General features: G+C 47.9%; 25 protein-coding genes and 3 pseudogenes. 17 read left to right on the top strand and 11 right to left on the bottom strand.

The features are described from left to right. Positions 1–23: 23 nt before the first annotated feature. Positions 24–1,187 (bottom strand): acetyl-CoA C-acyltransferase FadA, encoded by a 1,164-nt coding sequence (gene fadA, locus Q1B47_RS17720; RefSeq protein ID WP_299796599.1) that lies wholly within the window; start codon positions 1,185–1,187, stop codon positions 24–26. Positions 1,188–1,208: 21 nt separating this feature from the next. Then, the gene (gene fadB, locus Q1B47_RS17715; protein WP_299796596.1) at positions 1,209–3,359 is read right to left on the bottom strand and encodes a fatty acid oxidation complex subunit alpha FadB; all 2,151 of its coding nucleotides are present in this window, start codon (positions 3,357–3,359) and stop codon (positions 1,209–1,211) included. A 378-nt stretch (positions 3,360–3,737) separates the two neighbouring features. On the opposite strand from fadB, the gene pepQ reads away from it, so the two are divergent. From pepQ to hemG (Q1B47_RS17695), 4 genes are all read left to right on the top strand, one after another. Continuing rightward, on the top strand, positions 3,738–5,057 hold the full coding sequence (pepQ, locus tag Q1B47_RS17710) for a Xaa-Pro dipeptidase (protein ID WP_299796593.1): 1,320 nt from the start codon (positions 3,738–3,740) through the stop codon (positions 5,055–5,057). A gap of 52 nt (positions 5,058–5,109) precedes the next feature. Next, positions 5,110–5,724 (top strand): YigZ family protein, encoded by a 615-nt coding sequence (locus tag Q1B47_RS17705; protein ID WP_299796590.1) that lies wholly within the window; start codon positions 5,110–5,112, stop codon positions 5,722–5,724. Positions 5,725–5,852: 128 nt separating this feature from the next. Next, a complete protein-coding gene (locus Q1B47_RS17700; protein ID WP_299796588.1) occupies positions 5,853–7,310 on the top strand; it encodes a TrkH family potassium uptake protein in 1,458 nt (485 codons plus the stop codon). Positions 7,311–7,401: 91 nt separating this feature from the next. Continuing rightward, entirely contained in the window at positions 7,402–7,929 is a 528-nt protein-coding gene (gene hemG / locus Q1B47_RS17695) for a menaquinone-dependent protoporphyrinogen IX dehydrogenase (protein WP_299796585.1), read from the top strand. Between the two features lie 100 nt (positions 7,930–8,029). Here hemG (Q1B47_RS17695) and Q1B47_RS17690 read toward each other — a convergent pair whose 3' ends face one another. Further along, complete coding sequence (locus tag Q1B47_RS17690; protein ID WP_299796582.1) at positions 8,030–8,338, bottom strand: metalloregulator ArsR/SmtB family transcription factor; 309 nt, start codon at positions 8,336–8,338, stop codon at positions 8,030–8,032. A gap of 201 nt (positions 8,339–8,539) precedes the next feature. Here Q1B47_RS17690 and hemG (Q1B47_RS17685) point away from each other — a divergent pair, with 201 nt between their 5' ends. Further along, positions 8,540–9,079 (top strand): menaquinone-dependent protoporphyrinogen IX dehydrogenase, encoded by a 540-nt coding sequence (gene hemG / locus Q1B47_RS17685; protein ID WP_299796580.1) that lies wholly within the window; start codon positions 8,540–8,542, stop codon positions 9,077–9,079. 565 nt (positions 9,080–9,644) lie between these two features. Beyond that, positions 9,645–9,914: a hypothetical protein gene (locus Q1B47_RS17680; protein ID WP_299796577.1), complete on the top strand. Its 270-nt coding sequence runs from the start codon at positions 9,645–9,647 to the stop codon at positions 9,912–9,914. A gap of 418 nt (positions 9,915–10,332) precedes the next feature. Here the strand turns inward: Q1B47_RS17680 and Q1B47_RS17675 are convergent, their stop codons facing one another. The 5 genes from Q1B47_RS17675 to def are packed head-to-tail and all read right to left on the bottom strand — an operon-like array spanning position 10,333 to position 16,010. After that, a complete protein-coding gene (locus Q1B47_RS17675; RefSeq protein WP_299796575.1) occupies positions 10,333–11,775 on the bottom strand; it encodes a TrkH family potassium uptake protein in 1,443 nt (480 codons plus the stop codon). A 42-nt stretch (positions 11,776–11,817) separates the two neighbouring features. After that, positions 11,818–13,227 (bottom strand): Trk system potassium transporter TrkA, encoded by a 1,410-nt coding sequence (gene trkA, locus Q1B47_RS17670; RefSeq protein WP_299796572.1) that lies wholly within the window; start codon positions 13,225–13,227, stop codon positions 11,818–11,820. A 9-nt stretch (positions 13,228–13,236) separates the two neighbouring features. Continuing rightward, positions 13,237–14,514 (bottom strand): 16S rRNA (cytosine(967)-C(5))-methyltransferase RsmB, encoded by a 1,278-nt coding sequence (rsmB, locus tag Q1B47_RS17665; protein WP_299796569.1) that lies wholly within the window; start codon positions 14,512–14,514, stop codon positions 13,237–13,239. Between the two features lies 1 nt (position 14,515). Next, complete coding sequence (fmt, locus tag Q1B47_RS17660) at positions 14,516–15,490, bottom strand: methionyl-tRNA formyltransferase (protein WP_299796566.1); 975 nt, start codon at positions 15,488–15,490, stop codon at positions 14,516–14,518. A 7-nt stretch (positions 15,491–15,497) separates the two neighbouring features. After that, entirely contained in the window at positions 15,498–16,010 is a 513-nt protein-coding gene (gene def / locus Q1B47_RS17655; RefSeq protein ID WP_299796563.1) for a peptide deformylase, read from the bottom strand. A 125-nt stretch (positions 16,011–16,135) separates the two neighbouring features. Here def and Q1B47_RS17650 point away from each other — a divergent pair, with 125 nt between their 5' ends. The 3 genes from Q1B47_RS17650 to Q1B47_RS17640 all read left to right on the top strand — a co-directional run bounded on the left by Q1B47_RS17650 (position 16,136) and on the right by Q1B47_RS17640 (position 18,845). Next, complete coding sequence (locus Q1B47_RS17650; RefSeq protein ID WP_299796560.1) at positions 16,136–17,239, top strand: LysM peptidoglycan-binding domain-containing protein; 1,104 nt, start codon at positions 16,136–16,138, stop codon at positions 17,237–17,239. 110 nt (positions 17,240–17,349) lie between these two features. Further along, positions 17,350–18,369: a DNA-processing protein DprA gene (gene dprA, locus Q1B47_RS17645; RefSeq protein WP_299796557.1), complete on the top strand. Its 1,020-nt coding sequence runs from the start codon at positions 17,350–17,352 to the stop codon at positions 18,367–18,369. 2 nt (positions 18,370–18,371) lie between these two features. Next, complete coding sequence (locus Q1B47_RS17640) at positions 18,372–18,845, top strand: DUF494 family protein (RefSeq protein ID WP_299796554.1); 474 nt, start codon at positions 18,372–18,374, stop codon at positions 18,843–18,845. Between the two features lie 346 nt (positions 18,846–19,191). Here Q1B47_RS17640 and Q1B47_RS17635 read toward each other — a convergent pair whose 3' ends face one another. After that, positions 19,192–20,964, bottom strand: a complete 1,773-nt coding sequence (locus tag Q1B47_RS17635) for a collagenase (RefSeq protein WP_299796551.1) — start codon at positions 20,962–20,964, stop codon at positions 19,192–19,194. Between the two features lie 136 nt (positions 20,965–21,100). Here Q1B47_RS17635 and Q1B47_RS17630 point away from each other — a divergent pair, with 136 nt between their 5' ends. The 6 genes and pseudogenes from Q1B47_RS17630 to Q1B47_RS17610 form a co-directional block, all read left to right on the top strand. Further along, the gene (locus tag Q1B47_RS17630) at positions 21,101–21,664 is read left to right on the top strand and encodes a topoisomerase DNA-binding C4 zinc finger domain-containing protein (protein ID WP_299796548.1); all 564 of its coding nucleotides are present in this window, start codon (positions 21,101–21,103) and stop codon (positions 21,662–21,664) included. 88 nt (positions 21,665–21,752) lie between these two features. Continuing rightward, entirely contained in the window at positions 21,753–22,310 is a 558-nt protein-coding gene (locus Q1B47_RS17625) for an L-threonylcarbamoyladenylate synthase (protein ID WP_299796547.1), read from the top strand. Between the two features lie 33 nt (positions 22,311–22,343). After that, complete coding sequence (hemF, locus tag Q1B47_RS17620) at positions 22,344–23,264, top strand: oxygen-dependent coproporphyrinogen oxidase (RefSeq protein ID WP_299796544.1); 921 nt, start codon at positions 22,344–22,346, stop codon at positions 23,262–23,264. A 70-nt stretch (positions 23,265–23,334) separates the two neighbouring features. Then, positions 23,335–23,421, top strand: a pseudogene (locus tag Q1B47_RS22010) (coproporphyrinogen III oxidase); the annotation flags it as partial. A 75-nt stretch (positions 23,422–23,496) separates the two neighbouring features. Beyond that, positions 23,497–23,595: pseudogene (locus Q1B47_RS17615) on the top strand (coproporphyrinogen III oxidase); the annotation flags it as partial. A 15-nt stretch (positions 23,596–23,610) separates the two neighbouring features. Beyond that, positions 23,611–23,767 (top strand): annotated as a pseudogene (locus Q1B47_RS17610) (coproporphyrinogen III oxidase); the annotation flags it as partial. A gap of 548 nt (positions 23,768–24,315) precedes the next feature. Here the strand turns inward: Q1B47_RS17610 and Q1B47_RS17605 are convergent. Next, positions 24,316–24,765: a group II truncated hemoglobin gene (locus Q1B47_RS17605; protein ID WP_299796541.1), complete on the bottom strand. Its 450-nt coding sequence runs from the start codon at positions 24,763–24,765 to the stop codon at positions 24,316–24,318. A 151-nt stretch (positions 24,766–24,916) separates the two neighbouring features. Here Q1B47_RS17605 and aroE point away from each other — a divergent pair, with 151 nt between their 5' ends. Together aroE and Q1B47_RS17595 are read left to right on the top strand one after the other, a co-directional pair. Further along, positions 24,917–25,732 (top strand): shikimate dehydrogenase, encoded by an 816-nt coding sequence (gene aroE, locus Q1B47_RS17600; RefSeq protein ID WP_299796538.1) that lies wholly within the window; start codon positions 24,917–24,919, stop codon positions 25,730–25,732. A 15-nt stretch (positions 25,733–25,747) separates the two neighbouring features. Continuing rightward, on the top strand, positions 25,748–26,026 hold the full coding sequence (locus Q1B47_RS17595) for a DUF1488 domain-containing protein (protein ID WP_299796535.1): 279 nt from the start codon (positions 25,748–25,750) through the stop codon (positions 26,024–26,026). Between the two features lie 11 nt (positions 26,027–26,037). Here the strand turns inward: Q1B47_RS17595 and Q1B47_RS17590 are convergent, their stop codons facing one another. Then, positions 26,038–26,595 (bottom strand): gamma carbonic anhydrase family protein, encoded by a 558-nt coding sequence (locus tag Q1B47_RS17590; RefSeq protein ID WP_299796532.1) that lies wholly within the window; start codon positions 26,593–26,595, stop codon positions 26,038–26,040. Positions 26,596–26,902 lie beyond the last annotated feature (307 nt).

Genomic DNA, 26,902 nt, shown 5'->3' with positions numbered 1-26,902 from the left:
TTATATTCGGGTTATTGAACTGTTTATGGGCGTTCGAATATGGTCGCGATTCCCTGACCAAGGCCGATACACATGGTCGCCAGACCATATTTCGCGTCTTTAGCTTCCATCAGGTTGATCAAAGTGGTGGAGATACGGGCACCGGAGCAACCCAGTGGGTGACCCAATGCAATTGCGCCACCGTTAAGGTTAACCTTTTCGTCGACGACATCCATCAAGCCTAAGTCTTTGACGCAAGGAAGTGACTGAGCGGCAAAGGCCTCATTGAGCTCGATAACATCGAGATCATCGATACTCAGGTTTGCACGTTCGAGCGCCTTCCTGGTAGCAGGCACAGGGCCATAACCCATGATAGCGGCATCGCAACCGGCAACAGCCATAGAGCGAATTCGGGCGCGTATCGGCAGGCCTAGTTGCTTGGCTTTCTCCTCTTCCATGACCAACATGGCTGAAGCGCCATCGGAAAGAGCTGATGATGTCCCGGCTGTCACCGTACCGTTGGCGGGGTCGAATGCCGGTCGAAGACCAGAGAGAGAATCCATCGAGGTCTCCGGGCGGATCACTTCATCGTGAGAAACCTTAATCATGGCGCCATCGGCATCATGACCTTCGATTGGGTGGATCTCGCTGGCGAAGCGTCCCTCTACTGTCGCGGCATGAGCACGTTGATGAGAGCGAACGGCAAACTCATCTTGCTGCTTACGGGTAATGCCGTGCATCTTACCCAGCATCTCGGCGGTAAGGCCCATCATGCCCGAGGCTTTTGCCACGTTGTTGGCAAGACCCGGGTGGAAGTCCACACCATGATTCATCGGGACGTGACCCATATGCTCGACACCACCTATGATGAAGGTATCACCTTGTCCGGTCATGATGGCTCGCGCAGCCTGGTGTATGGCTTCCATGGATGAACCACACAGGCGGTTGACTGTTACCGCCCCGACCTGCTTAGGAATACCAGCAAGCAGGGCTGAGTTACGGGCAATATTGAAGCCCTGTTCCAGAGTCTGTTGTACACAACCCCAGATCACATCTTCAATTGTGTTTGGATCCAATTGAGGGTTGCGCACTAACAGGGCTTTCATCAATTCGGCAGAGAGTGTCTCTGCACGTACATTTCTAAATACTCCAGCCTTCGAACGGCCCATGGGAGTACGGATGCAATCTACGATCACTGCTTGTTTCATTGTTCTATTCCTTCCCATTGATTAAGACTGGTAGTAGCTGCCGTTATTCGCGGCGAGTTCGCGCATGGCATCGGTCACTTGATACAGACCACCTAAGTGAGCATATTTATCGGCAAGTGCAACGATGTTAGCGACCCCCATGGTATCGATATAGCGGAACACGCCCCCTCTGAAAGGCGGGAATCCAAGACCAAATACCAGCCCCATATCGGCTTCGGCCGGAGAGGCAATGATACCTTCTTCGAGACAGCGAACCGTTTCGATGATCATAGGGATCATGGTGCGGGCGATGATCTCATCGGACTCGAAGGTCTTCAGCTCACCAAACTCTGCGCCCAGCAGCTCATAGCTACTTGGATCGATCTCTTTCTTAGGCTTACCCCGACGGTCGACTGAATAGGCATAGAAACCTCTGCTGTTCTTCTGGCCGAAGCGCTCGCTGTCAAACATGATGTCGATGGCATCTTTCCCCTGTTTGCCCATGCGGTCCGGGAAGCCCTCTGCCATCACGGCTTGTGCATGATGACCCGTGTCGATACCGACAACATCGAGCAGGTATGCCGGACCCATAGGCCAGCCAAACTGCTTCTCCATCACCTTATCGATGGCGGCAAAGTCGGCGCCATCGGCGAGAAGCCCACTGAAGCCGGCAAAGTAAGGGAAGAGTACGCGGTTGACGAAGAAGCCCGGGCAGTCATTAACAACGATAGGTGTTTTACCCATCTTACTGGCGTAAGCAACTACGGAGGCAATCGTCTCTTCGGAGCTGTTTTCGCCACGGATCACCTCAACCAGCGGCATCTTATGTACCGGATTGAAGAAGTGCATACCGCAGAAACGTTCCGGCTTCTTTAGGCTCTTAGCGAGTAAGTTAATTGAGATGGTCGAGGTGTTAGAGGTGATGATGGCATCATCACCGACATTTTGCTCAACCTCAGCGAGTACCATAGATTTAACTTTGGGATGCTCAACCACGGCTTCTACGACGACATCGACATCTTTAACCGGTGCGTAGTCCAGTGTCGCTGTTATGTTGTTGAGGACCTTGGCCATCTTTTCAGGTGTCGAGCGACCACGCTTGATCTGAGATGACAACAGCTTAGCCGCTTCGCCCAGGCCTAAATCGAGAGCCGGTTGAGCGATATCCTTCATCACAATCGGCGTGCCTTTGCTGGCACTCTGATAGGCGATACCGCCACCCATGATCCCGGCGCCCAGTACGGCGGCGGTTTCTACATCTTTGGCCAACTTGCCGGCTTTCTTCGCCTTGCCTTTGACGAGTTGATCGTTAAGGAATATGCCGATTAAAGACTTTGCTACATCGGTCTTAGCCAGTTTTATGAAGGCTTGATGTTCAACTACCAGTGCATCGGCACGGGCGCATTTAGCGGCTTGTTCTATCACATCGATTGCAGCCATTGGTGCCGGGTAGTGTTTGCCGGCGATCTTGAATACCATGCCTTTCGCGGTAGCAAATGACATCATGGCTTCTAATTTAGGTAGTGGTAATGCCGCTTGTTTACGGGCGCGACGGGACTGCCAGTCAAGTTTTTCTGCCAGGGCTTCTTTAAGCATCTTAATGGCCGAGACCTGCAGGTTTTGTGGCTCAACGACCGCATCGATAGCACCAACCTTTAGCGCCGCTTCCGGGCGCTGCTCTTTACCCGAAGTGATCCACTCAAGCGCATTGTCGGTACCGATAAGGCGAGGCAGGCGGACGGTACCACCGAAGCCTGGTATCAGGCCCAGTTTAGTTTCAGGTAATCCAAGTCGTGCTGTGGTATCGGCAATGCGGAAGTCTGTCGCCAGCACTGTTTCGAACCCGCCACCCAGTGCGAAGCCATTGATGGCCGAAATTGTTGGGAAGGGGAGATCTTCTAACTTGTTGAATACCACGTTAGCTTCGGCAATCCATGGAAGAAGCACACTCTCCTCTTGAGCAAATAAGCCGAGGAACTCAGTAATATCGGCACCGACAATAAAAGCACCCTTAGCAGATGTCAGTACTAATGCTTGAATGTTTGAGTCTTGTTGAATGGCGTCTAAAGCAGCATCCAGAGAGCCTATAGTCTCTCTGTCCAGCTTATTGACTGAGCCCGGTGCGTTAAAACATAACCGGGCAATATTATCTTCAAGTAACTCAACCTGAATCGTAGGACTTTGGTAGATCATTGCTTGCTTCCTTTTGCGTGATACCTGACTTTGTCTTATGCCCGTTATTATCGAAACCAGAGTTTTTATTGCCTGCTCTTAATGGCTTATCTTCAATCTCAACGCTCTCGGGTATATGTAATTAGGTAAATGTTCTATCTCACAGCAGGCCATCATTTGACCACTAGAGACTCAGTGTGCTTGTAAAATGAGTAAATTACAACACCCAATTTAAACGGTTGTTTGATTTCCTCCTGGTTAGGGGGATTTTTTACCTTTATGTTAGACTGTGATAAGTGTCTAAATTGATTTTAAATAGCTTAGTTGACTGAGTAGAAACTGTGCGTCTATATACTTAACAATTTGAGCTATAAGAAAACTATCTACAGGGAATGGCTCATGGATCAGCTGGCTAAACATTTTCATGCTCATGTGGCAGAGTTAAATCATAGAGTTGCAGAGATTGTGGCTCGTGAAAACTTATCGGGACTGGTAATTCACTCGGGACAACCTCACAGGCAATTTCTCGATGATATGGATTATCCCTTTAAGGTTAATCCGCACTTCAAAGCCTGGCTGCCGATCCTGGATAACCCTCACTGTTGGTTACTGGTTAACGGGCACGACAAGCCCCAACTTATCTTCTACCGTCCTGTGGATTTCTGGCATAAGGTTGCCGAGCTACCCGATGATTTCTGGACAACCCATGTCGATATAAAGTTGCTGACAAAAGCCGATAAGGTTGCCGACCTGCTGCCAAAAGAGATCGCGGATTGGGCCTATATTGGTGAGCACCTGGATGTTGCCGAAGTGCTTGGTTTTAAAACCCGAAATCCGGACGCTGTAATGAGTTACCTTCATTATCACCGTGCGACTAAGACTGAATATGAGTTGGACTGCATGCGCAAGTCTAATGAGATTGCGGTCAGGGGGCATATTGCGGCTAAAGATGCATTCTATAATGGTGGCTCAGAGTTTGAGATCCAGCAGCAGTACTTGATGGCAACAAATCAGGGGGAGAATGAGGTCCCATATAGTAACATTATCGCTCTGAACCGTAATGCATCGATACTGCATTACACAAAGCTGGAGCATCAATCTCCCGGGCAGCGTCGCTCTTTTCTTATAGACGCAGGTGCAAACTTCTTCGGCTACGCCTCTGATATCACCAGAACCTATGCTTTTGAGAAGAATACCTTCGGAGAATTGATTCTGGCAATGGATCGGGCACAACTTGAGATCATCGACATGATGCGCCCAGGTGTAAAGTATGTTGATCTTCATATTGCGACGCATCAGAAGCTGGCTCAAATACTTGTCGATTTTGATATCGCGACCGGAGAGAGTGAAGGCCTGATAGAGCAGGGGATCACCAGCGCTTTCTTTCCTCACGGTTTGGGACACATGCTAGGGTTACAGGTCCACGATATGGGAGGCTTCCTTCATGATGAGCGGGGGACACATATCGCAGCACCCGATGCTCATCCATTTTTGCGTTGTACTCGGACACTGGCAGCTAATCAGGTGCTCACTATCGAACCGGGCCTGTATATTATCGACTCACTGCTTCAGGAGCTGAAACAGGATAAGCGTCAACACCAGGTGAACTGGAATAAAGTCGATCTATTGCGTCCGTTTGGCGGGATCCGCATCGAAGATAATGTCATCGTACATAGTGACAGAAATGAGAATATGACCCGTGATTTGGGTTTGGATTAGTCTGAGCCCTGTTTGGTACATGGCTCATGTTTGTTGTGGTAAGAGGTAAAGGTTGACCGATAGCTATCAGGTTCCAGCGGCTGAGCTGGTGATTGAGGAGGAGATTAAGCATAGCCGCTTTATCACTGTGTTGTTCCACTGTCACTCATATGAAGAGTTGAAGTGTGTACTCACTAACGTCAGGGGGGAGTTCCCGGGAGCAAACCATTACTGTTATGCCTATGTCGCAGCTGAGCCGGAAAATAGTATTGCTATTGGCTCCAGTGATGACGGTGAGCCAGCCGGAAGTGCAGGTCGGCCCATGTTGGCAACGCTGCAGGGGGCCAATATCGGAGAGATAGGTGCCATTGTTGTACGCTATTTCGGCGGCACTAAATTGGGTGTAGGTGGCTTGGTCAGGGCTTATAGTTCGGGCATTAAACAGGGGCTGGCTCAACTGCAGACCGAGTTGAAACTGATTAGGTATCCGGGCTCACTGGTATGTGAGTATAGCCAGTTAAAAGATGTTGAGTATCTGCTGAGCCAGTATGATGCGATTGTCGATGACAGAGATTTTGCTGAAAAGGTGACACTCAGGTTTGAGATCCCCAGGCGTCATCAGCAAGCCTTGAACCTTGGTTTAGCCACCATGAGTCAGGGAGTATTGTCGGCAAAGTTTAAGAGTTAATCGGGGATAAGATGAGAGCCGGTGCGACTATCTTGTTCGATAGAACGTCAATGCTGTTGTGCGTTAACCATTTGTGCGAAAATAGTAAAGCACAAGGTGTGCAAACTTAGGGAAGACAGAATAGTTTAATGCAATATAGAACAATAATAAGAATAACAGGCCTCTTGATGGGGTTGTTCTCCCTGTCACTACTTCCTCCGGCTCTGGTGGCGGTGATCTATAAAGATGGTGGCGGAACGGCATTTATTCAGGCCTTCACACTCAGCCTTTTCCTTGGATTTATTCTTTGGTATCCAAACAGGAAGCACAACAAAGATCTGCGTACCCGTGAAGGTTTCCTGCTCGTCGTGCTTTTCTGGGGGGTGTTGGGTTCAATCGGTGCCGTGCCATTTATTTTTTCGGATCAACCCGATCTGAGCATGACCGATAGCTTCTTCGAGTCATTTTCGGCGCTGACAACCACAGGTGCGACAGTGATTGTTGGGCTCGATTCACTTCCTAAAGCGATTTTGTTTTATCGTCATCTGCTGCAATGGTTAGGCGGCATGGGAATCATTGTATTGGCCGTGGCCATATTACCTGTGTTGGGTATCGGGGGGATGCAGCTCTATCGCGCAGAAATGCCTGGCCCCGTAAAAGACAGTAAGATGACGCCGAGAATTGCTGAGACGGCTAAGGCACTTTGGTATATCTACTTTGCATTAACCATAGCCTGTGCGTTTGCCTACTGGGTTGCCGGCATGGATATGTTTGATGCTATCTGTCACTCATTCTCGACCATAGCCATAGGTGGCTTCTCTACCCACGACGCCAGCATGGGCTACTTCGATAGTACCGCTATTAACATGGTGTGTGTGGTGTTCCTGCTTATTGCTGCACTCAACTTCAGTCTCCATTTTACCGCTTTCACTCGCCGTGGGATCAATCTCAGGGTCTACTTCAGGGACGCCGAGTTTAAGGCTTTAATCCTTGTGCAGCTGGTGTTGACGGGGATCTGCTTTGCGACACTCTACCACTCGGGTATCTATGACTCACCGGAGGAGACGTTGGACTTCGCTCTGTTTCAGGCGGTTTCAATATCCACCACCGCAGGCTTCGGTACCGAGAGCTTCCATGTATGGCCGCTCTTCCTGCCTATGTTACTCATCTTCTCCAGCTTCATAGGTGGCTGTGGCGGCTCGACCGCCGGCGGTATCAAGGTGATGCGAATGATCTTGCTCTTGAAGCAAGGTTCCCGTGAGTTGAAGCGCCTGGTACACCCAAGAGGCATGTTCTCTATCCGCATAGGGAATAAGGCGTTACCGGAGCGTGTTATCGATGCGGTATGGGGATTCTTCTCCGCTTACGCCTTGGTTTTCGTTATCTGTATGCTGGCTTTGATGGCGATGGGAATGGATAATATCACGGCATTCAGTGCCACGGCTGCCTGCCTGAACAACTTAGGCCCCGGCCTTGGAGAGGTTGCCAGTAACTATGCCAGCATAGGCGATGGGGCTAAATGGGTACTGCTGATTGCCATGCTGTTTGGTCGACTCGAGGTGTTTACCTTGCTGGTTCTGTTTACACCGACATTCTGGAAAACCTAACCTTTCACTCAGATGTGAAGTGTTATCAAAGGTGGGCGGGCCGAGTGCCTTTCCCTTGTACAATCAATGCCAACTTAACTTTGGAAGCCTGATGAGCAATACATTAATAATTTACTCTACTGTAGATGGTCAGACGAAATCGATTTGCGAGCTTGTTCAGGGGGTCAGTGAAGATGCGGGTGACAGTGTGACTCTGGCTTCGCTGGAGGAGGCTAAGCTACTGAATTTAGCCAACTTCGATAAGATATTGATCGGTGCCAGTATTCGTTACGGCAAGCACAGGCCGGAACTTTATCAGTACATTAATCGCCATCACGCCGTGCTGAGTGCTAAACGGAATGCGTTTTTCACCGTGAATGTGGTCGCAAGAAAGCCTGAGAAGAATACGCCCGAAACAAACCCCTATATGAAGAAGTTCCTGGAGCTATCACTCTGGAAGCCGCAACAGTTAGCGGTATTTGCCGGAAAGATCGATTATCCAAGCTATCGCTTCTTCGACAAGACTATGATTCGTCTTATCATGTGGATCACAAAGGGACCAACTGATACCAGTGGTACCTATGAGTTTACAGACTGGGAGCAGGTGAAAGAGTTTGCTAAGGCTTTCAGTGAGCAGTAGCCGCTCTGGAGTATCGGCCCTGTTCCCCTATCTCTGACATAACACCGAAAATGCCTGCATTTGCAGGCTTTTTTACACTAAATCATCCTACATCGAGAGATTAATTAGCGCAGTACTGGCTGTGTAAGATAGAGATGATCTTGGTGACCTGCTCATTCTTAAGCTTGTAGTAGACAACCTGTGAGCTTTTTCTGGTAGATACCAGGTCCTGGGCCCGGAGCACGGCAAGATGCTGAGAAAGAGCAGACTGGCTTAGAGGAACCGTTTCATTTAGCTCAGTAACACTATACTCATTGTCGAGTAATAAGCACAAAATCATCAAGCGGTAGGGATTGGCGATCGCCTTCAGCCATTTTGCTGCGCTCTCAGCATTGGTTACCATTGCATCTACATCTATATCTTTTTGCATACGGTTACTCACTTCTTGCCTTTGATTAGTTTATTCTAATTGAGTTGGTTCATAAAAACAATAATACTGAGCGATAGCACGGATCTCAATTTTTACTTTAAATTATATGAGGTAGAGCTAATTTGTGATCAATTATCCTGTTTATTAACGGACTTACTGTAACAATAGATGTAGATATCAGAATATTAACCGGGTATATCGATGAAATCAGTTCTAGTACTTTATTACTCTAAAGGCGGTCATACCGCTAAGATCAGCCGAGCCATTGCTGAACATATTGAGAGTGGCGGCAATAAATGTGCAGTTATGCATATCAGTGAGGCGGTGAAAGAGGGCGTGGACTGGTCCAGCTATGACTGTGTCGCTCTGGGAGCCTGTGTTATGTACGGCACTTACGACAAGAGTGTCTTCGAGTTTACCACTAAACACCAAGCCGCACTGAGCGAGAAGCCGAGCAGCTTTTACAGCGTTAACGTCGTTGCGCGTAAGCCTGAAAAGCGGGTGCCTGAAAACAATAAGTACCTGCAGAAGTTTATCGAACTATCTCCCTGGAAACCCAAAGATGTCAAAGTGATTGCCGGTAAGGTCGATTACCCATCCTGGCGCTGGTGGGACAGGTTGGCGATTCAGTTGATCATGAAGATGACCGATGGTCCGACGGATCCAAAAACCGTCATCGATTACACCGACTGGGATGATGTTAAGGTCTACGCCGATCACTTGGTTAGTCTGGCTGACTAAGGTTCAGCTTTGTATTGATAGTCAGCCTTCGAATGAAGGCTGATTGCATTTTCTGATTTAGCTTCTCGCTGAGTTGGTATTGGAAGTTGTGTTTGAAAGTCACACTTCCATTTTTGTTTATCGCTTCCCAGCGGGGGATGTGCAGATACTTCTGCGAAACGCCGCAAGCACTTCCATGTGGGCTCGACGATGGCATCCATGCCATCAACGTCCGCAGCCGCATCTACACCGGGTTATTTTATCTCTTCGATTAGGCTTTATTGCTAGGTTTTTTACTCATTTCTCAAAAGCATGTCTCTCCAGCGGATTTGCTATTAATTTTTTCATGTTGTGCGGCAAACTTCTGAGGCTAGTTTTCTCCCAGAGCATGGCTCAGAGGAGGAGCTGTTTACGGCCTATTGAGGACACTGGAAACCTTGACGTTAAGTCTAACTTGCAGGGACACTTTTATAGTTCTTTCATGCTTCCTGTTGTTATCGATATAGTGGCCGAATTAACTACTAAGCTTTTATCTATATATGGGGTAATGAATATAAAAGCTTAGTAGTTAACTTCGAGAGGTAACATGAGAGCATTTATATATTGGTTAGTAATAGTAAGCTTTCCATATATTTTATGGGCGCTAGAAAATAATGTTGAATGGGGATTAATTCCTCTAGCTGTTGAAATTGTTTTTTTCTTGCCAATCTCTTGGGTTGGTGAGCCGTTCTTCACTTATACCTCAGATATTGGGGGGAGTTTGCCATCGGCAATGGGGCGTTTTGTCGGTGTTATCAGCTACAGTATTTTTTATTGGGGCTTATACCAGTTTTTCTCAAAGTATCGTAAAACCTAAAGGGAATTTAATTCATAGTTACATAGGGTTAAACCATGCACTTGTGATTTTTTGTGACACGGACGGACGCTGACAGTGTGTGCCGGTGTTCAAAAAGTGAATCTACATCGGAGAGAAAACACCCAGGTGTGAACGCGGCTGTGACTTTCGACAGCAGGGATGCTGTCGTAGAGCCCACAGGGATTGTGCTCGCGGCGTGTCACAGAAGTGTTTACACATTCAGGTCGTTTATTGGCATCCTGCCACCACGACATTTGTGCATCCCTGCACGGCACAGGCCGCAGGCTATAGATCACATCGGGGTTATGGTGTCCCATAAAACGACCAAATACAAAATCAGCCAAATGAGTCAAAGTAAAAATCGACATTAATACTTCGAACTAGTATTTCCGCTAATATTTCCAGCTAATATTTCCAGCTAATATTTCCAAAAGCCAGGATGAAACAGCACAGCTACCGTCAGGATCTCCAATCGACCTAACAGCATGCCGATCGCCAGCGCCCATTTGGCAACATCGGGCAGGGTGGAGAAGTTACCCGCCGGTCCGATAGTGTGACCAAGTCCGGGGCCGACATTGGTGACTGCCGTTACGGCGCCGGTAAAACTGGTGGTGGGATCGAGGCCTGTCATCACCAGGATGACCGAGAGCACGACGATAACCAGCATAAACAGCAGCACGAAGGTGACCAGCGAGCGGACAATATCTTCGCTTATCACCCTGTTGTTGTAGCGCTCTTTAAATACGCCATTAGGGTGAAACTGCTGCTTGAGTTGTTCACGCATAATTGCGATGGCTATCTGAAAACGGAAAATTTTGATACCGCCGGATGTAGAGCCGGAGCAGCTGCCGGCAAACATCAGAAACAGGAAGGCGACGTTGGCAAGCGCCCCCCAGGCGGTGTAGTCGGTGAGCCCATAACCTGTGGTGGTCACCACAGACACTACGTTGAAGCTGGCCAGGCGAAGTGCATCTATCGGCGTCATCTCATGACCCATCCATAGCCATAGGGCCAGGCAGAGAGAGACGGTCAATATAAATAACAGAAAACCTTTAACCTGAGCGTCGTTCCAAACCAACAGGGATCTATGTTGAATACAGTTGACGAATATTAATAGCGGTAAACCACCGGCGGCCATAAAGATGGTGCCTACCCAGTGTGCCTGATTGGAAAAGGCTGCCATAGAGCTGTCAGAGGTGGAGTAGCCCCCGGTCGACAGTGTTGTCATCGAGTGATTGATAGCCTCAAACCAGTTCATCCCCGCCCAGTGGTAGGCGAGACCACAGCAGACCGTCAGCAAGATATAGATATAGAAGAGGTGTTTCGCCATATCCTGTGTGCGGGGGATGGCCTTATCGCTCCAATCCGATGATTCGGTTCTGAACAGCCTCATGCCACCCACGTTAAGGAAGGGAAGAACCGCAACGGCCATCACGATAAAGCCTATACCGCCCATCCATTGAAGCAGAGACCGCCATATCAAAATGCTGTGATCCATCTTGTCCAGGCCAGACAAAACGGTCGAGCCAGTGGTCGTTATGCCGGACATGGTTTCAAAAAATGCGTCTGTATAGTTGATGCCGTGATAGAGGGTGAAAGGCATTGCGGCAAAGAAGCTCACGATCAACCAGGTTAAGCTGGTTAACAGAAACATATCACGGATATTGAGATGGAGTTGATACCCTCGTCCCTGGTGCATGCAGGCACTGGCGCATGTTCCGGTGACCAGCGAAGCTATCATAAAGGCACCCACAGTCTCTTCGCCATAAAACAGGGCGAAGAAAAGGGGGATAAACATAAATACAGTCAGTGTCGACAGAAATATGCCCAGAATAAACAGCAGAGGTCGAAGATTCAGCATAACGACTCAACCCTTTGAAACATGTCGATTGACGATGAAGTACTAGAAGAAGAATGCACTTGGTTGGAACAACTTTTCGACTTCTCCGATAAACTTCTTGTTTACCAGGAAGAGAATGACATGATCGCCTTGCTCTATGACGGTTTTGTCATGGGCCATCAATACCTCTTCGTCACGGACGATTGCACCAATGGTAGTTCCGGGGGGTAACTTGATATTGCCAATCTGTTTACCGACCACCTTAGACGTTTTAGAGTCACCATGTGCAATCGCCTCGATGGCTTCGGCAGCGCCGCGCCTGAGTGAGTAAACATTGCAGATATCACCCTGACGAATGTGGGTGAGCAGTGCCGAGATAGTGGCTTGTTGTGGAGATATGGCGATATCGATATTAGCCTCCTGTACGATATCTACATAGGCTTCGCGCTGGATTAATACCATCACCTTCTTAGCACCCATGCGCTTTGCAAGCAGTGCGGCCATGATATTGGCTTCATCGTCATTGGTCACCGCTATAAATACGTCGGTTTGATCGATATGCTCTTCAATAAGTAGCTCTTGATCCGAGGCGTCTCCGCAAAATACTGTGGTGTTTTCCAGTTTTTCTGACAGCTCTTCGGCGCGCTCTTGTCTATGTTCAACCAGTTTTACCGCGTGGTTACGCTGTAACTGTTGAGCCAGCCCGAAACCAATGTTACCACCGCCGGCTATCATGATGTTTCGGTATGAGTTATCCAGCTTCTGCATCTCACTCATGACCGCTCTGACGTGGCGGCTGTCGGCGACGAAGAAGACCTCATCATCTGCTTCAATAATTGTGGTTCCGCGGGGCATGATTGGGCGCCCCTGCCTGAAGATTGCGGCTACCCGGGTATCAATATTCGGCATATGCTCACGAAGCGCGGCCAGTGCATTGCCGACCAGGGGGCCACCATAGTAGGCACGTACGGCAACCAGGCTTAATCGTCCTTCGGCAAACTCGAGCACCTGAAGTGCACCGGGATATTCGACCAGCCGGCGAATGTAGGCTGTAACCAACTGCTCCGGTGCGATCAACTCATCAATAATAAAGCCGCCACGAGGACTATTATCATTTTGCTTGGTTTCGGTGGTGATAAACAGTTTATCCCTCAGGGCCAGGTATTGCTCGGAGCGGATCCTGGCAATCTTGGTTGGCGTACCGAAAAGCGAATAGGCCATCTGACAGGCAGACATGTTGCACTCATCACTGTTGGTGACGGCGATCAGCATATCGGCATCTTCGGCGCCGGCCTCTTTCAACACATTGGGATGAGCGCCATGACCGAACACGACGCGCAGGTCATACTTGTCCTGCAGTGAGCGTAATCGACTCCTGTCGTTATCGACGATAGTGATGTCGTTATTCTCACCAACTAAGTTTTCGGCTAACGTACCACCAACCTGACCTGCACCTAAAATGATAATCTTCATGGCTTTGCTTTATCCCTTTACCAGGCGTGCGTAGTAAAATCCGTCCATGTTTTCCAATCCGGGGGTGATCTGCCATCCGATGTCATCCGGATGGTTCTGTTGATCGATTGGTACCAGGGTTGCGTCATCGGCCCTATCTAAAAATGCACGGATCTGCTGAGCGTTTTCCTGCGGAAGAATAGAGCAGGTTGCGTAGAGCAGTGTGCCACCGGGTTTGAGCCACTGCCAGCAGTGATCCAATATTTTACTCTGCAGCGAAGCCAGTTCATCGATATCGGCCTGCTTTCTCAGCCACTTGATATCCGGATGACGACGGATAACCCCCGTTGCCGAGCACGGGGCATCGAGTAGGATGCGATCAAACTTGTCACCCTGCCACCAGGAGTCGATATCGGCGGCGTCGCCGTGGATCAACTTTGCATTGAGGGAGAGACGATCCAGGTTTTGCTGGACCCGCTCAAGACGTTTGGCGTCAAAGTCGACGGCAACTAAGTCAATGTTTGCCTGCTCTAACAGGTGGCAGGTTTTACCGCCGGGAGCCGCACAAGCATCGAGCACCAACTCTCCGTCTACCGGTGCGAGCAGGCTCGCAGCCCATTGTGCTGCGCCATCCTGGACCGAGGCTGCCCCCTGTTCAAACCCGGGAAGTTGCATCACATCTTTAGGGCTTTCGAGCAGGATAGCATCACTGCTTTTCCCCGGTGATGCTTCGACTCCAACTTCGGCAAGCGAGGCCAGGTACGCTTCACGGGGTTGAGACAACCTGTTGTTGCGAAGCCACATAGGTGGTCGTTGATGGCTCTGTTCGATGAGCTCCCGCCAGTTTTCAGGGTAAGCCGCCTTGAGTCGTTTGACTATCCAGGCTGGAGTGTTAAAGGCCAGTGTATCGTTGTCGGTTGGCAGTGGCTTCTCCTGACGCTGAATCGTGCGCAGCACGCCATTGACCACTTTTACCAAGCCTTCAAATTTTAGCTGTCGGCAAGCTTCGGCTGTTTCCGAGATCGCTGCATGGCTGGGAATGCGGGTGAAATAGAGCTGATAGCAACCGATGAGCAGTAGCTGGTGAAGGATCCTTTGCTTACCTTTCAGTGGCTTGCTCATACAGTCGCTGACCAGCTTATCGAGCTGTGGTAGCTGACGCATTACACCGTAGCAGAGCTCTGCCAGCAGTGCCTTATCTTTACCGCTTTCGAGATGTTTCTGCTGATCCGGCAAGGCAACCGACAGGGAGACGCCTTTTTCCAACACCTGAAATACGACCTTGGCCGCTAATGCTCGCAAATTCATGTTACTCAGCCTCTTTTGCCGTTAGCGTTTTACTATTCAAGAGTGTGCCCGGGGTAAACCACTCCCCGCGGGAGTTCAAAATATCGGCGACACTTAGTGGCTTCTTACCTGGCAGCTGCATGTTAAGCAGGGTTAGCACACCGTCACCTGTTGCGATCTCTATACCCTGTTTACCGGCAGAGATAATCGTGCCCGGTGCTGCTTTGCTGCTTGAGCTACTGACTTCTGACTCTCTGACCTTGATGCTGGCATCCTGATGAGAGAAGTGGCTGACAGGCCAGGGATTGAATGCTCTTATTTCCCGCCAAAGTTCGACTGCCGACTTATTCCAGTCAAGCTCGGCTTCCTCTTTGCTGAGCTTCTCTGCATAGTTAGCCAGAGACTCATCCTGTTTTTCTGCGGTTAACTCGCCTTTGGCTAGTCCGCTGAGCGCCTCAACCAGGGCGTCCGGCCCCTGCTGAGCCAGCTTTTCATAGAGACTCGCCGAGGTGTCGCTGTCCTCAATCGGTAACTTGGTTTTCAATAACATATCACCGGTATCCAGGCCGATATCCATCTGCATGATGGTAACGCCTGTTTCCGTGTCACCGGCCCAAAGGGCACGTTGAATCGGGGCCGCTCCACGCCAGCGGGGCAGGATTGAACCATGCACATTGATACAGCCCAGCTTAGGCGTGTCCAGCACCACTTTTGGCAAGATTAGCCCATAGGCGACAACAACCATGATATCGGCATTCAGGCTGGCCAGTTCGGCTTGGGCCTGTTCATCACGCAGAGACTTAGGTTGAAAGACGGGAATATCATGCTCGACGGCCAGATTTTTTACCGGGCTGGCCTGCAACTTCTTTCCTCGACCAGCCGGTCTGTCAGGTTGCGAATAGACACCGATAATATTGTGCTCTGAATCGATCAATGCTTGCAGATGGCGAGCCGCAAAATCTGGAGTACCAGCAAAAATAATGTTTAATGGTTTCAAGTGCGGCTTATCCTTGTTTGGCTTCGAGTCTGGCTGCTTTCTCCAGTTTTTGCTTGATGCGCTGTCGCTTCAACGGTGACAGGTAATCGACAAATAACTTACCGTTGAGATGATCTAACTCGTGTTGCAGGCATATAGCAAACAGTCCATCTGCATCTAAGGTGAACTCGACGCCATCACGATCGAAAGCTTTAATCGTTACCGACTCGGCACGATCGACATTGGCATAGATTCCGGGAACAGAAAGGCAGCCCTCTTCATTGGTGCAACTGCCATCACGGGCCGTTATCTCCATGTTGATGAACACTTTTGGCCTTTCTACCTCATCTTGTAGATCCATGACTATCAGTTGTCGATGAAAATCGACCTGCGTTGCTGCCAGTCCGATCCCCTTCTCTTCATACATGGTTTCGAACATATTATCGATTTGAACCTGAAGGTCAGCGTTAAAATCTGTTACAGGCTTCGCAATCGTGCGTAATCTCTCATCGGGAAAACGTAAAACTTTTAATAAACTCATACATAAACTCTTAACAAGTCTGTCAAATCATTATCAGTTGGTTATACTGACTTTAGCTAATGGGTCAATTTTAATCCTTAGCGGCATTCAATAACAGCAAAAGCTCTATTAAAAGAGCAAACAGCATGGAAAACCCCATGAAACGACTAATTTTACTCGGTTTAATGATAATAAGTTGCTCGTTCGTGTTCGCAGATACTCTGACGCTCAAGCCCGGACACCCAGATTCTTATGTTGTAAAGAAGGGAGACACACTTTGGGATATCTCAGAACACTTTTTAAATGATCCCTGGCGTTGGCCAAAATTATGGGGCGCAAACCCTCAAATCGCAAACCCACATCTTATCTATCCCGGTGATAGGCTGACTCTGGTTTTTATCGATGGTGAACCAAGGTTAGTGCTTAAACCTCATATACGCAAAAGCCCTGAAGGAAGGATCATGCCCAAGAACGGGGCTATTCCGGCGGTCGACCTATCACTCATTCGCCCCTTTTTAGTTCAGAACAGGGTTGTCGATGGTGATTGGTTTGAGCAGCAGCCTATGGTTATGGGTGGGGAGAGCGAATCTAAATATCATATCCTTGATGACATTATCTATGTTCAAGCCGAGCTTATCTTAGGTGATAAATTTGGTGTGTATGCACAGGGGCGTGAGTTTGTCAGCAAGGAGGAGGGCGAGCCCCTGGGACAGGAGGTAGTATTGACTGCTACGGGCCGTGTCGTCGAGTCAGGCCCGATCTCCAAAGTCAGGTTGCTGAGTAATTTCAGGGAAACTAAAGCGGGATATCGAGTGTTACCGATTGAAGATGACTCTCTGCTCTCCGCTTATTTTATGCCAAGAGCCGCTAAGCTGGAGACTCCGGCGTCGGTCATCGCTTCAGACAGCAAGAACAAAGAGATGGGCAAGCTGGATGTCGTCTATATCGATAGAGGAAGCGAAGATGGTGTTGAAGCCGGACATGTTTTCTCTATCTTCAGAGAGGGCGTCGATATCGTCATCAATGGCGATGGTCAGCCGGTACTTCCTCAGGATCGCAGTACTTATGAGAGTGTGTTGACCAGTGTATCTTCCGGTAACGCGGTTAAAATGCCGGATATCTATCGAGGTAAACTGATGGTGTTTAAGGTGTTCGATAGAACCAGCCTTGCCTTAATTATGGTTAATGAAAAGCCTGTTCGGGTTGACGATAAACTTATTCAACCCACCTCGCTTCTGAGTGCTGAGTAGGACGGAAATAGATTAAGAGGTGATTAATTACTGAAAAGCTGGTCGATTGGCTGGTTGTTAGTGCAGTATCCGGGCTAGGACCAGCCCGGATTCAACAATTATTAAATTACATGGATGTAGAGGAGCTCAGGCAAAGGTTAGAGCATGAGAAAGAGGCTCTTCCTCTACCTGAGAGTCTGCTCAGGCGTCAGCTCGCCCCCGATTTCTCTCTTGTGGATTCCGCTTTAGATTGGTTGCAAAGCTCTGAACAGAACCACATTGTCACTTTCGACGATCCGGTTTATCCGAGTCTATTGAAACAGATATCAGATCCCCCCGGCGTACTGTTCTTAAAAGGTGACCCCGCTACATTTCTGCTGCCTGGTATTGCCGTTGTCGGAAGCCGTGCGGCAACGAGTGGCGGTTTGCAGTCTGCTTACCAGTTGGCATCTGAGATTAGTGAGTTGGGCCTGTGTGTGTCCAGTGGACTAGCAGCGGGCATCGATGGGGCGGCGCATCAGGCCTGTATCGATAGTGGCGGGAAAACCCTTGCAGTATTGGGAACAGGTGTTGATGTTATTTACCCGCGTCGACATAAGAGTCTTTATCATAAAATTGAGGAACATGGGGCCATAATTAGTGAGTTTTGGCCCCATGTCAGGCCCTATGCAGGAAATTTTCCGAAACGAAACAGGATTATCAGCGGTCTAACATTAGGAACCCTGGTGGTTGAGGCTTGTCGAAAAAGTGGTTCGTTAATTACGGCCAGGTTGGCGCTGGAACAGGGAAGGGAGGTGTTTGCGGTACCGGGAAATATATTGGGAGGACAGAGCCAGGGGTGTCATGATCTATTGCGTGATGGAGCAAAACTTGTCGAGAGTGCGGCCGATATAATAGAAGAAGTGTCAGCTTTATGTGATTTCCACCTTGAAGAACTGAAAAGTCGTCACCATATAGGGGGGGAGAAAGCTTCAGATTTGCCATTTACCTCACTGTTAGCTAGTGTTGGTTATGAGACCACACCAATTGATGCTGTGGTTGAGCATAGTGGAAAAACCATAGAGTTAGTATTAGAGCAATTGCTTGAACTTGAGCTGCAAGGTTGGGTCGCTGTAGTACCCGGTGGTTATGTAAGACTAAGGAGGAGCTAGTTATGTTTGATATCCTCATGTATCTATTTGAAAACTATGTTCATAGCGAAGTAGAATTCTTAGTGGATGAAGATGAGCTCACACAGGAGCTCACCCGTGCTGGTTTTCATCAGTCAGAAATTATTAAGGCATTGTCTTGGCTGGAAAATTTAGCCGAGCTTCAGGAGGGAGATACCCCCTACCTTTGTGATCATGCCCAACACTCTTTCCGAATTTATACTCAGAATGAGATGGATAAGCTTGATGTTGAATGTCGTGGTTTTCTGCTTTTTCTGGAGCAGATTAAAGTGCTTAGTGTTGAGACCCGCGAAATGGTGATCGATCGGGTCATGGAGCTGGATGAACCCAGCTTGATCCTGGAAGATCTGAAATGGGTTGTGTTGATGGTGTTGTTTAATGCGCCGGGAAATGAGTCTGCTTATGAGCAGATGGAAGATCTGATCTTTGAGCAACCCGACGGACGGTTACACTCATAACTTCATATCGATACTAGGTATCTCTTTAGATGATAAAAGAAAGGAGGCCAGTCCTCCTTTTTTGTGTCTGGAACACTTATGTCTATTTGCCATGGATGGATACAAATAGACTTTGTGTCTGGCCATTAATGTTCCCTCGGTAACTGCGTCCTGCGTTACTCTACCTCTTGAGTCCATTCAGTCGTACATTAATTGGCATTCCCGCCATCCGTGGCAGTCAGAACACTTATGTCACTCTTTGTAAATAAGAAGCCCATGGGTGGAAACAAATAGACTTTGTACACGGACCTCTTGTCTATATAAAGATATCCCCGAATGCAGGGTGCCAGATGTTCTCTACATCAGACTAAAAATGTCTGTGAGCATCATCTTTTACCAAATGACCTGGTTGTAGGTAATCACGGTAGCCGTAACGGTTTTGCTTATGTAGTCTCGGCTTAGCCCTCTCTTCGCTATCATCAAATTGTTTCACCTGGATTGTTAGCCACTCTGAAAATTCAGCCTGATAGCTGGTGAGTTCAGCCATCAACTTATTGTAGCCTTCGAAGTAGTCGGTTTTTAAATAATGGCTCAGTTGGACGAAATCGGTGTGGTGGTTTTCTACGAGAAATCGCACCGCCATATAGCTCCACTTATATGTCCTGTCCTGACCATCTTTATATTCTGTTGCGAAAATCTCTTCCAGGCTGGGCGCATTATCTATATCACTCTTGATAACCTTTAAAGTATTTGGGTTATCGTTACCCTTGGAGATATATTCGGCCAATCCTTCAGACCACCAGACCATCTTCTCCGGAAAATGCCCAAAGCCACCATATTTTACGAAATGACCGTCGAGGTAATGTACGTATTCGTGGTTTAGGTTCCAGATAGCGAACTCGGGCTCGATCCAGAACTGCCTGTAGGCAAAGAAGGTAGCCTGATTGCCCGGCTTGGATGGGGTGCCTTCGATGTACATGCCACCGTTATCTGTGTCTATATCGAAGAGAAGCTGTCCGTATGCGTTGTATTGGCTCCAGTTCTTAAATGCTACAACACGCAGTGCATCATTGAAGTCATTGGCCGTAGGCTGATACCCGGTTTCCAGTACCTGATGGAAGTTGCTCTCCTGGGAGGTAAGTTTACTGCAGCTTTTCACCAACTCCTGCTCATTCAAGTCTTGCGCGAGAATAAATAGGCCGTCAGAACAGGAATGTTTAACAGGAAGAATATCCTCTATTTCAGGAATACGGCAGATATCACTGTTGTTCAGACACGCCTCTTTACCCGCAAATGCATTCACATGATAGCCTAAGGTGTAAGTATCTTTGGCTATATCGCCTCTTAACTTAATATCTTTCCTGGCTATTTTGGCTACAGCATCATCTATCTTTCTCTCAGCTTGGGTTGGCTCGTCACTCTCACTGGCTGGCAGTGTTAAGCGATAGAGGCCTAATGCCCAATAAGCATTGGCTTTGGGCCAGTCACTCCCGGATCTGATGCTTTGTGGTGAGGCTGCAAAATCAAGTAGCGGCCTGGCAAGGTCTTGCTTAACAAGTAGTTTATTGAGTTCACCATCAGCATCTTTTCTGGCTTTATTCAACAACAAACCATAGGCTCTGAGGGTTTCCCATAGAGCATAGTCACTCCCTTGATTTGAGTCGCTCTGCCCCAGTGAGTATAGCTGGGCGTCGAGTTGGGGCAGGAGCGTGGCAAGCTGCATGGTGCGTTCATTATCGGCGTAGTAACGATATAGAGTTACAGCGTACTGCTCCTGCAATCGTGATGAGTTGTGCAAGAGTTCACTCTTTGCTAGCTGGTTAAGCCCAAAGGTGAGGGAGGCGATACTCGTTTCGTCGAGCTCATCAACCGGGCCGAAATAACTGAAAGCCCGCAGATAGTAAAGAAGATGATCCGCTCGTTGTGCCTCCTTAACTGTCGCTAAAGCCAAACTTATCTGCTCGAAGGTGTTTTTGTTTAACAGTGGATTCGCGGCATCAAAAAGTGAATCCTGTGTCGTTTGAACAACCTGAGTCACAAGTGTTTGGTCTACTATTAAGTCTGGGCGGCTGCTACAGCCGTTTAGCGCCAAGAGCGCGGGCGAGAAAAGGGCAATGGCAATAATAGAACGGCGAAACATGAGAACTCCTTATTTTTTTTGCATACAATATACTTGCCTTATTCTCAGATTGCCAAAGTTAATTAGATATAATTGCCATTTCCCTGCATTGCCATAGCTTGATAAAATATGAACACCTTCTGCAAGTGAGATAACCATGTCCAAGATCGATCAACAGTTATTTAGTTCCCATGAGCATGCACTCGAAAAAGAGTTTGAGCTTTGTCCTAAGTGTGGCTGTGAACTGTCGGTAAAAAACAGCAAACATGGTGGTTTCATTGGGTGTAACAACTATCCCACCTGTGACTATACCCGACCGCTTGTGCAGCATGAGTCGATAGAGACCCAGGTCATTGAGGGGTCTGAATGCCCAGAATGTGGGCACGAATTAGCGGTGAAATCCGGTCGGTTTGGTATATTTATTGGCTGCACTCAATATCCGCAGTGCAAGCATATCGAAAAGCAGGATCAAGAGGTGGCAGGAGAAGAGATCCCTTGTCCAATCTGTTATAAAGGCCATATTGAGCACAGAACTAGTCGTTTCGGCAAAAGTTTTTATGCTTGCAGTGGCTATCCTAAATGTAAGTTTCTGGTTAACTACCCACCCGTTAATGAGTCGTGCCCTGAGTGTGGTTTTGGTATTCTGGTAGAACGCAAAGGGGCGGCCGGTGCTCGTCTGGAGTGTCCGAAAAAGCAGTGTAAATATAAGAGAGCCCTTTAGGCTGTGTTTGTATTAGCAAGTTCTGTATAATTTCACTTCATTGAGCTTGGTGGTGTTTACATCACTTGAGGAAAAATTAAGGTTTTTTATGTTGCAACAGTCTCCGGACGAGGTACAGCTGATTATTGAGCAGGGGGGCGTCGTCGCATATCCGACAGAGGCCGTCTATGGGCTAGGCTGTGATCCAGATAATGATGAAGCGATAACCAGATTACTTGCATTAAAGAGGCGCCCCTGGCAAAAAGGCTTAATTTTGGTTGCCAGTGAGTATAAGCAGCTACTTCCCTATATTGATGAAGATAAGCTAACCGATGAGCAGTTAGATAGAGTCTTTGCTAAGTGGCCAGGCCCCTTTACCTTTATCATGCCGATTAAACCCGGGATCTCAAATTTGCTCTGTGGCAGCTTTAACTCTATTGCCGTCAGGGTTTCCTCCCACCCAACGATTCAAGCCCTTTGTCAGCTAACGGGGAAACCACTGGTTTCGACGAGCGCTAATCATGCCGGTGAGCCACCTGCGCTGAGTGCAGCGGAGATTGGCGCTACATTTGCTGGCGAGATCGATGCTCTGGTAGCCGGTTCCCTGGGGGAAGAGCGTAAGCCCTCGACAATAATCGATGCAATTAGCGGCAAAGTGTTACGTTAGAGAATAGAAATATAAATAATAAAAGGGACTATTATGTCTGTGCCGGATACCAGTGCCGTGAAGGCTTTTTTACTCGATCTACAGCAGCGGATCTGTGTAGGCTTGGAACAGTTAGATGGAGAGGGAATGTTTGAAGCCGACTCCTGGAAGCGTGAAGAGGGAGGCGGCGGCACGAGCCGGGTATTGACCAATGGTAAGATATTCGAGCAGGCAGGCGTAAACTTTTCTCATGTTACCGGTGCTGCAATGCCGGCATCAGCAACGGCTCATCGGCCGGAGCTTGCTGGTCGCAGTTTCGAGGCTATGGGGGTTTCTTTAGTTATTCACCCAAATAATCCATATATCCCAACGACTCATGCCAACGTTCGATTCTTTATCGCACAAAAAGAGGGGGCAGACCCTGTTTGGTGGTTCGGTGGAGGCTTCGATCTTACCCCATACTATCCGTTTGAAGAGGATGTGGTCGAATGGCACCAGAAAGCTTATGATCTATGCCTGCCATTTGGTGAATCTGTCTACCCTAAATATAAGAAGTGGTGTGATGAGTACTTCTTCTTACCGCACCGCAACGAATCACGAGGTGTAGGTGGATTATTCTTTGATGACCTTAACCAAGGTGGCTTCGAGAAAAGCTTCGATTTCATGCAAGCTGTCGGTAATGGGTTCTTAACTTCATATGCCCCTATTGTGGAGCGCCGTAAAGCTACCGAATATGGAGAGAGAGAGCGGGAGTTTCAGCTATATCGTCGTGGACGTTATGTTGAGTTTAACCTGGTCTATGACAGAGGTACTCTGTTTGGCTTACAAACTGGTGGGCGAACCGAATCGATATTGATGTCTATGCCGCCGCTTGTTCGTTGGCAGTACGCCTATACCCCTGAAGCGGGCTCACCTGAGGCTAAACTCTATACCGATTTTCTGAAACCGAGAGATTGGTTAGGCTTAGATAAATAGAGCTCTCTATGTATGGGCATCAGAATCGTTGCCAGAACGATATTGATGTCTATGCTCTATTTCGAAGCCGGTCCGTTGGCAGTACGCCTATACCCCTGAAGCTAAACTCTGTACTGATTTTCTGAAACCGAGAGATTGGTTGGGATTAGATAAATAGAACGCACTATAGGCATAGATATCAGATCGTCACCAGAATGATATTGATCTCTATGCTCTATTTCGACACCGGTTCCGTTGGCAGTACGCCTATACCCCTGAAGCGGGCTCACCTGAAGCTAAACTCTATACCGATTTTCTGAAACCGAGAGATTGGTTGGGATTAGATAAATAGAGCTCTCTATGCATGGGCATCAGAATCGGTACCAGAACGATATTGATCTCTATGCTCTATTTCGAAGCCGGTCCGTTGGCAGTACGCCTATACCCCTGAAGGGGGCTCACCTGAAGCTAAACTCTATACTGACTTTCTGAAACCGAGAGATTGGTTAAGCTTAGATAAATAGAGCTCTCTATGCATGGGCATCAGAATCGTTGCCAGAACGATATTGATGCCTATGCTCTATTTCGACACCGGTTCCGTTGGCAGTACGCCTATACCCCTGAAGCGGGCTCACCTGAAGCTAAACTCTATACCGATTTTCTGAAACCGAGAGATTGGTTGGGATTAGATAAATAGAGCTCTCTATGCATGGGCATCAGAATCGGTACCAGAACGATATTGATCTCTATGCTCTATTTCGACACCGGTTCCGTTGGCAGTATGCCTATACCTCTAAAGCGGGCTCACCTGAAGCTAAACTCTATACCGATTTTCTGAAACCGAGAGATTGGTTAGGCTTAGATAAATAGAGCTCTCTATGCATGGGCATCAGAATCGTTGCCAGAACGATATTGATCTCTATGCTCTATTTCGACACCGGTTCCGTTGGCAGTATGCCTATCCCCCCGAAGCGGGTTCAGCGGAAGCGGCACTCTACTCTGACTTCCTGAAACCGAGAGATTTTTGCGTCTCTTTGTGCTGTATAGGTAAACAATAATCAGCAATATCTGTTTATTGATTACGCATGTTGTCGGCTAATCTTGATATCGCCATAAATATAACGTTTTGATGCTCCACCTCTTCAATCTCTATCTCAATGGCTTGTTTCATGCAAAATAACCATTGGTCCCGCATCTCCTTGTCTATCTTAAATGGCATATGACGTGCCCGTAACGCAGGATGTCCATATTTCTGTTCAAATAACCCCGGGCCGCCCAGCCAACCGCTTAAGAATTCAAATAACTTCTGCTCGGACTCTTCGATTGGTGCCTGATGCATTGAGAGTAGCTCACTGGCTCGCCCCTGCTCTTGCATCTGTAGGTAAAATTGATGAGCCAGAGCGCGTATCACAGGTTCGCCACCGATCAGTTCGTAAGCGTTGGATTGCCTGTCGTCCCTCGAACTATTTATGTTTTTTTGGGAGTGCTGTTTACGCTGAAAAACTTTTTTGAGCCAGTTCATAGTAAAATTTCGAGCTGATGATGTTAACCATGATTATACCAATCTTATAAATCAAAATGCGCCTGTGATATGAAGAGTAATCAATTGCGTAACAGCGTAGCCCGGGTAGACTGATAGTACTTTTGTGAAGAGCTAACAATTGAGATAAACCATGATTGATAAATATGCCGTTTTTGGCAACCCGATTGCCCATAGTAAGTCCCCCTTGATCCATGGTCTGTTTGCAAGGGAGACAAGTCAGACGATGGAGTATGACGCGATACTTGCTCCGGTTGATGAATTCGCTTCCAGTTTGAACCAGTTCTGGAAAGCAAACGGTAAGGGGGCAAATATAACGGTGCCTTTCAAAGAACAAGCTTTTGACTTGTGTGATGAGTTGAGTGAGCAAGCGCGTCTGGCTGGTGCGGTGAACACCTTAACCCTTTTATCCGATGGCTCATTGCGCGGAGATAACACAGATGGTCTAGGGTTAGTTAAAGATCTGAAAAGGCATATTGGAGAGCTGTCAGGTTTATCCGTTTTGCTGATCGGTGCTGGTGGGGCTGCCAGAGGAAGTGCTTTACCTCTGCTGCAATCAGGCATCGGCAAGTTGACGATTGTAAATAGAACCCAGAGCAAAGCAGAGCGGCTTGCCGAGTGTTTTAAGGGCTATGGTGACGTGTGTGCCTTGCCAATTGAGCATACAGATAAAAGCTATGACATAGTGATTAACTCGACCTCATCCAGTTTAAGTGGTGAGCTGCCGGATATATCCGGATCTGTTATCCATGGTGGCACTGTCTGCTACGATATGATGTATGGCAAAGAGCCCACACCATTTAATGTATGGGCAAAAGAGCAGGGGGCAAAGCTGACCTTGGATGGTTTAGGGATGTTGGTTGGTCAAGCGGCTGAAAGCTTTTCGATTTGGCGTAAGGTTAAGCCAAGCGTAGAACCGGTATTAGAGGCGCTTAGATCTAAGCTGTAGAATGAAGGAGGCATTATGAATCAAAGTGTGTTGTTTCCGGATCTTCAAGATTGGGATGCTAGCTCAAACTCTGTCGTCTTTCCTGCGCAGGTGCAGGGAACAAATATTGAGTGTCGTATCGGAATTACCAAGCTGTCTGAAATAGCGTTAACCCGGTTACAAACTAGTGATAGTGATATTAAAGAGAAAGCATTAACACTATTTGAAGAGTTTCGGTTTGATATTGAGGAGGAGATCGAAGCGCTCATCGAATCGGAAGCATTCGATGAGCAGGGAAGAGTGTTACTTATATAGTTAGTCCTTTGCTATTGGACTTCTCGCAAGTATTCGTTCTTCAAATTTACATAGTTGTCTGCAGACTGAGGCAGAAACGCGAGTTCAGCTTCGGTTAGTTTTCGAACCTGTTTGGCAGGACTTCCGACATATAGGTAGCCGCTCTTTAACACTTTCCCTGGAGGTACTAAGGAACCGGCGCCTAGAATCACATCATCTTCCAGTATCGCACCATCCAAAATGATGGCGCCCATGCCAACCAGTATACGGTCACCTAAGGTACAGCCATGTAGCATTGCTTTATGACCGATAGTGACATCGTCGCCAATCAGGAGAGGGTTTCCATCCGGGTTGGTATCTGACTTTCGGGTAACGTGTAATACGCTGCCATCCTGAACGTTGGAACGTTTGCCTATACAAATATGGTTAACATCACCACGAGCGGCGACTAAAGGCCAGATACTGGCATCATCATCAAGTTTGATATCTCCTACCAGTACGCACGCCTCATCTATATATACATTAGCTTTAAGCTCTGGAGCGATTCCTTTATAAGAGCGTAATGTTCCGTAGTTTTTCCAGCTAGTCACTAATAACAGTCCTCAAAATGGCGTTTTATAGCATTATAAAGCCTAAAAAGTGGCTAGTCAGGGTGTTTTATCGACAAACGGCAAGAAAACAACACTTTTATTAATAAAATCCCTTGCGCTCTTTCTGAATCTCCCTATAATGCGCACCCACTGACACGGCAAACCAGTCTTCCTTAAACGAAGCTGCATCCCAGTCAGGGCAACAAGTAAGCTTGATTTTCTTTGCTTTTAACAAAAGCAAATTAAATTTTTAAAAGCACTTGACGCCAACCAAGGAAAGCGTAGAATACGCAGCCCTAGCCCGCTC

Origin of the sequence: uncultured Shewanella sp., assembly GCF_947501225.1 — a bacterium.
In the GTDB taxonomy this organism is placed as follows: domain Bacteria; phylum Pseudomonadota; class Gammaproteobacteria; order Enterobacterales; family Shewanellaceae; genus Shewanella.
The sequence above is the reverse complement of the archived record's forward strand: the minus strand, read 5'-3'. Positions and strand labels throughout refer to the sequence as shown.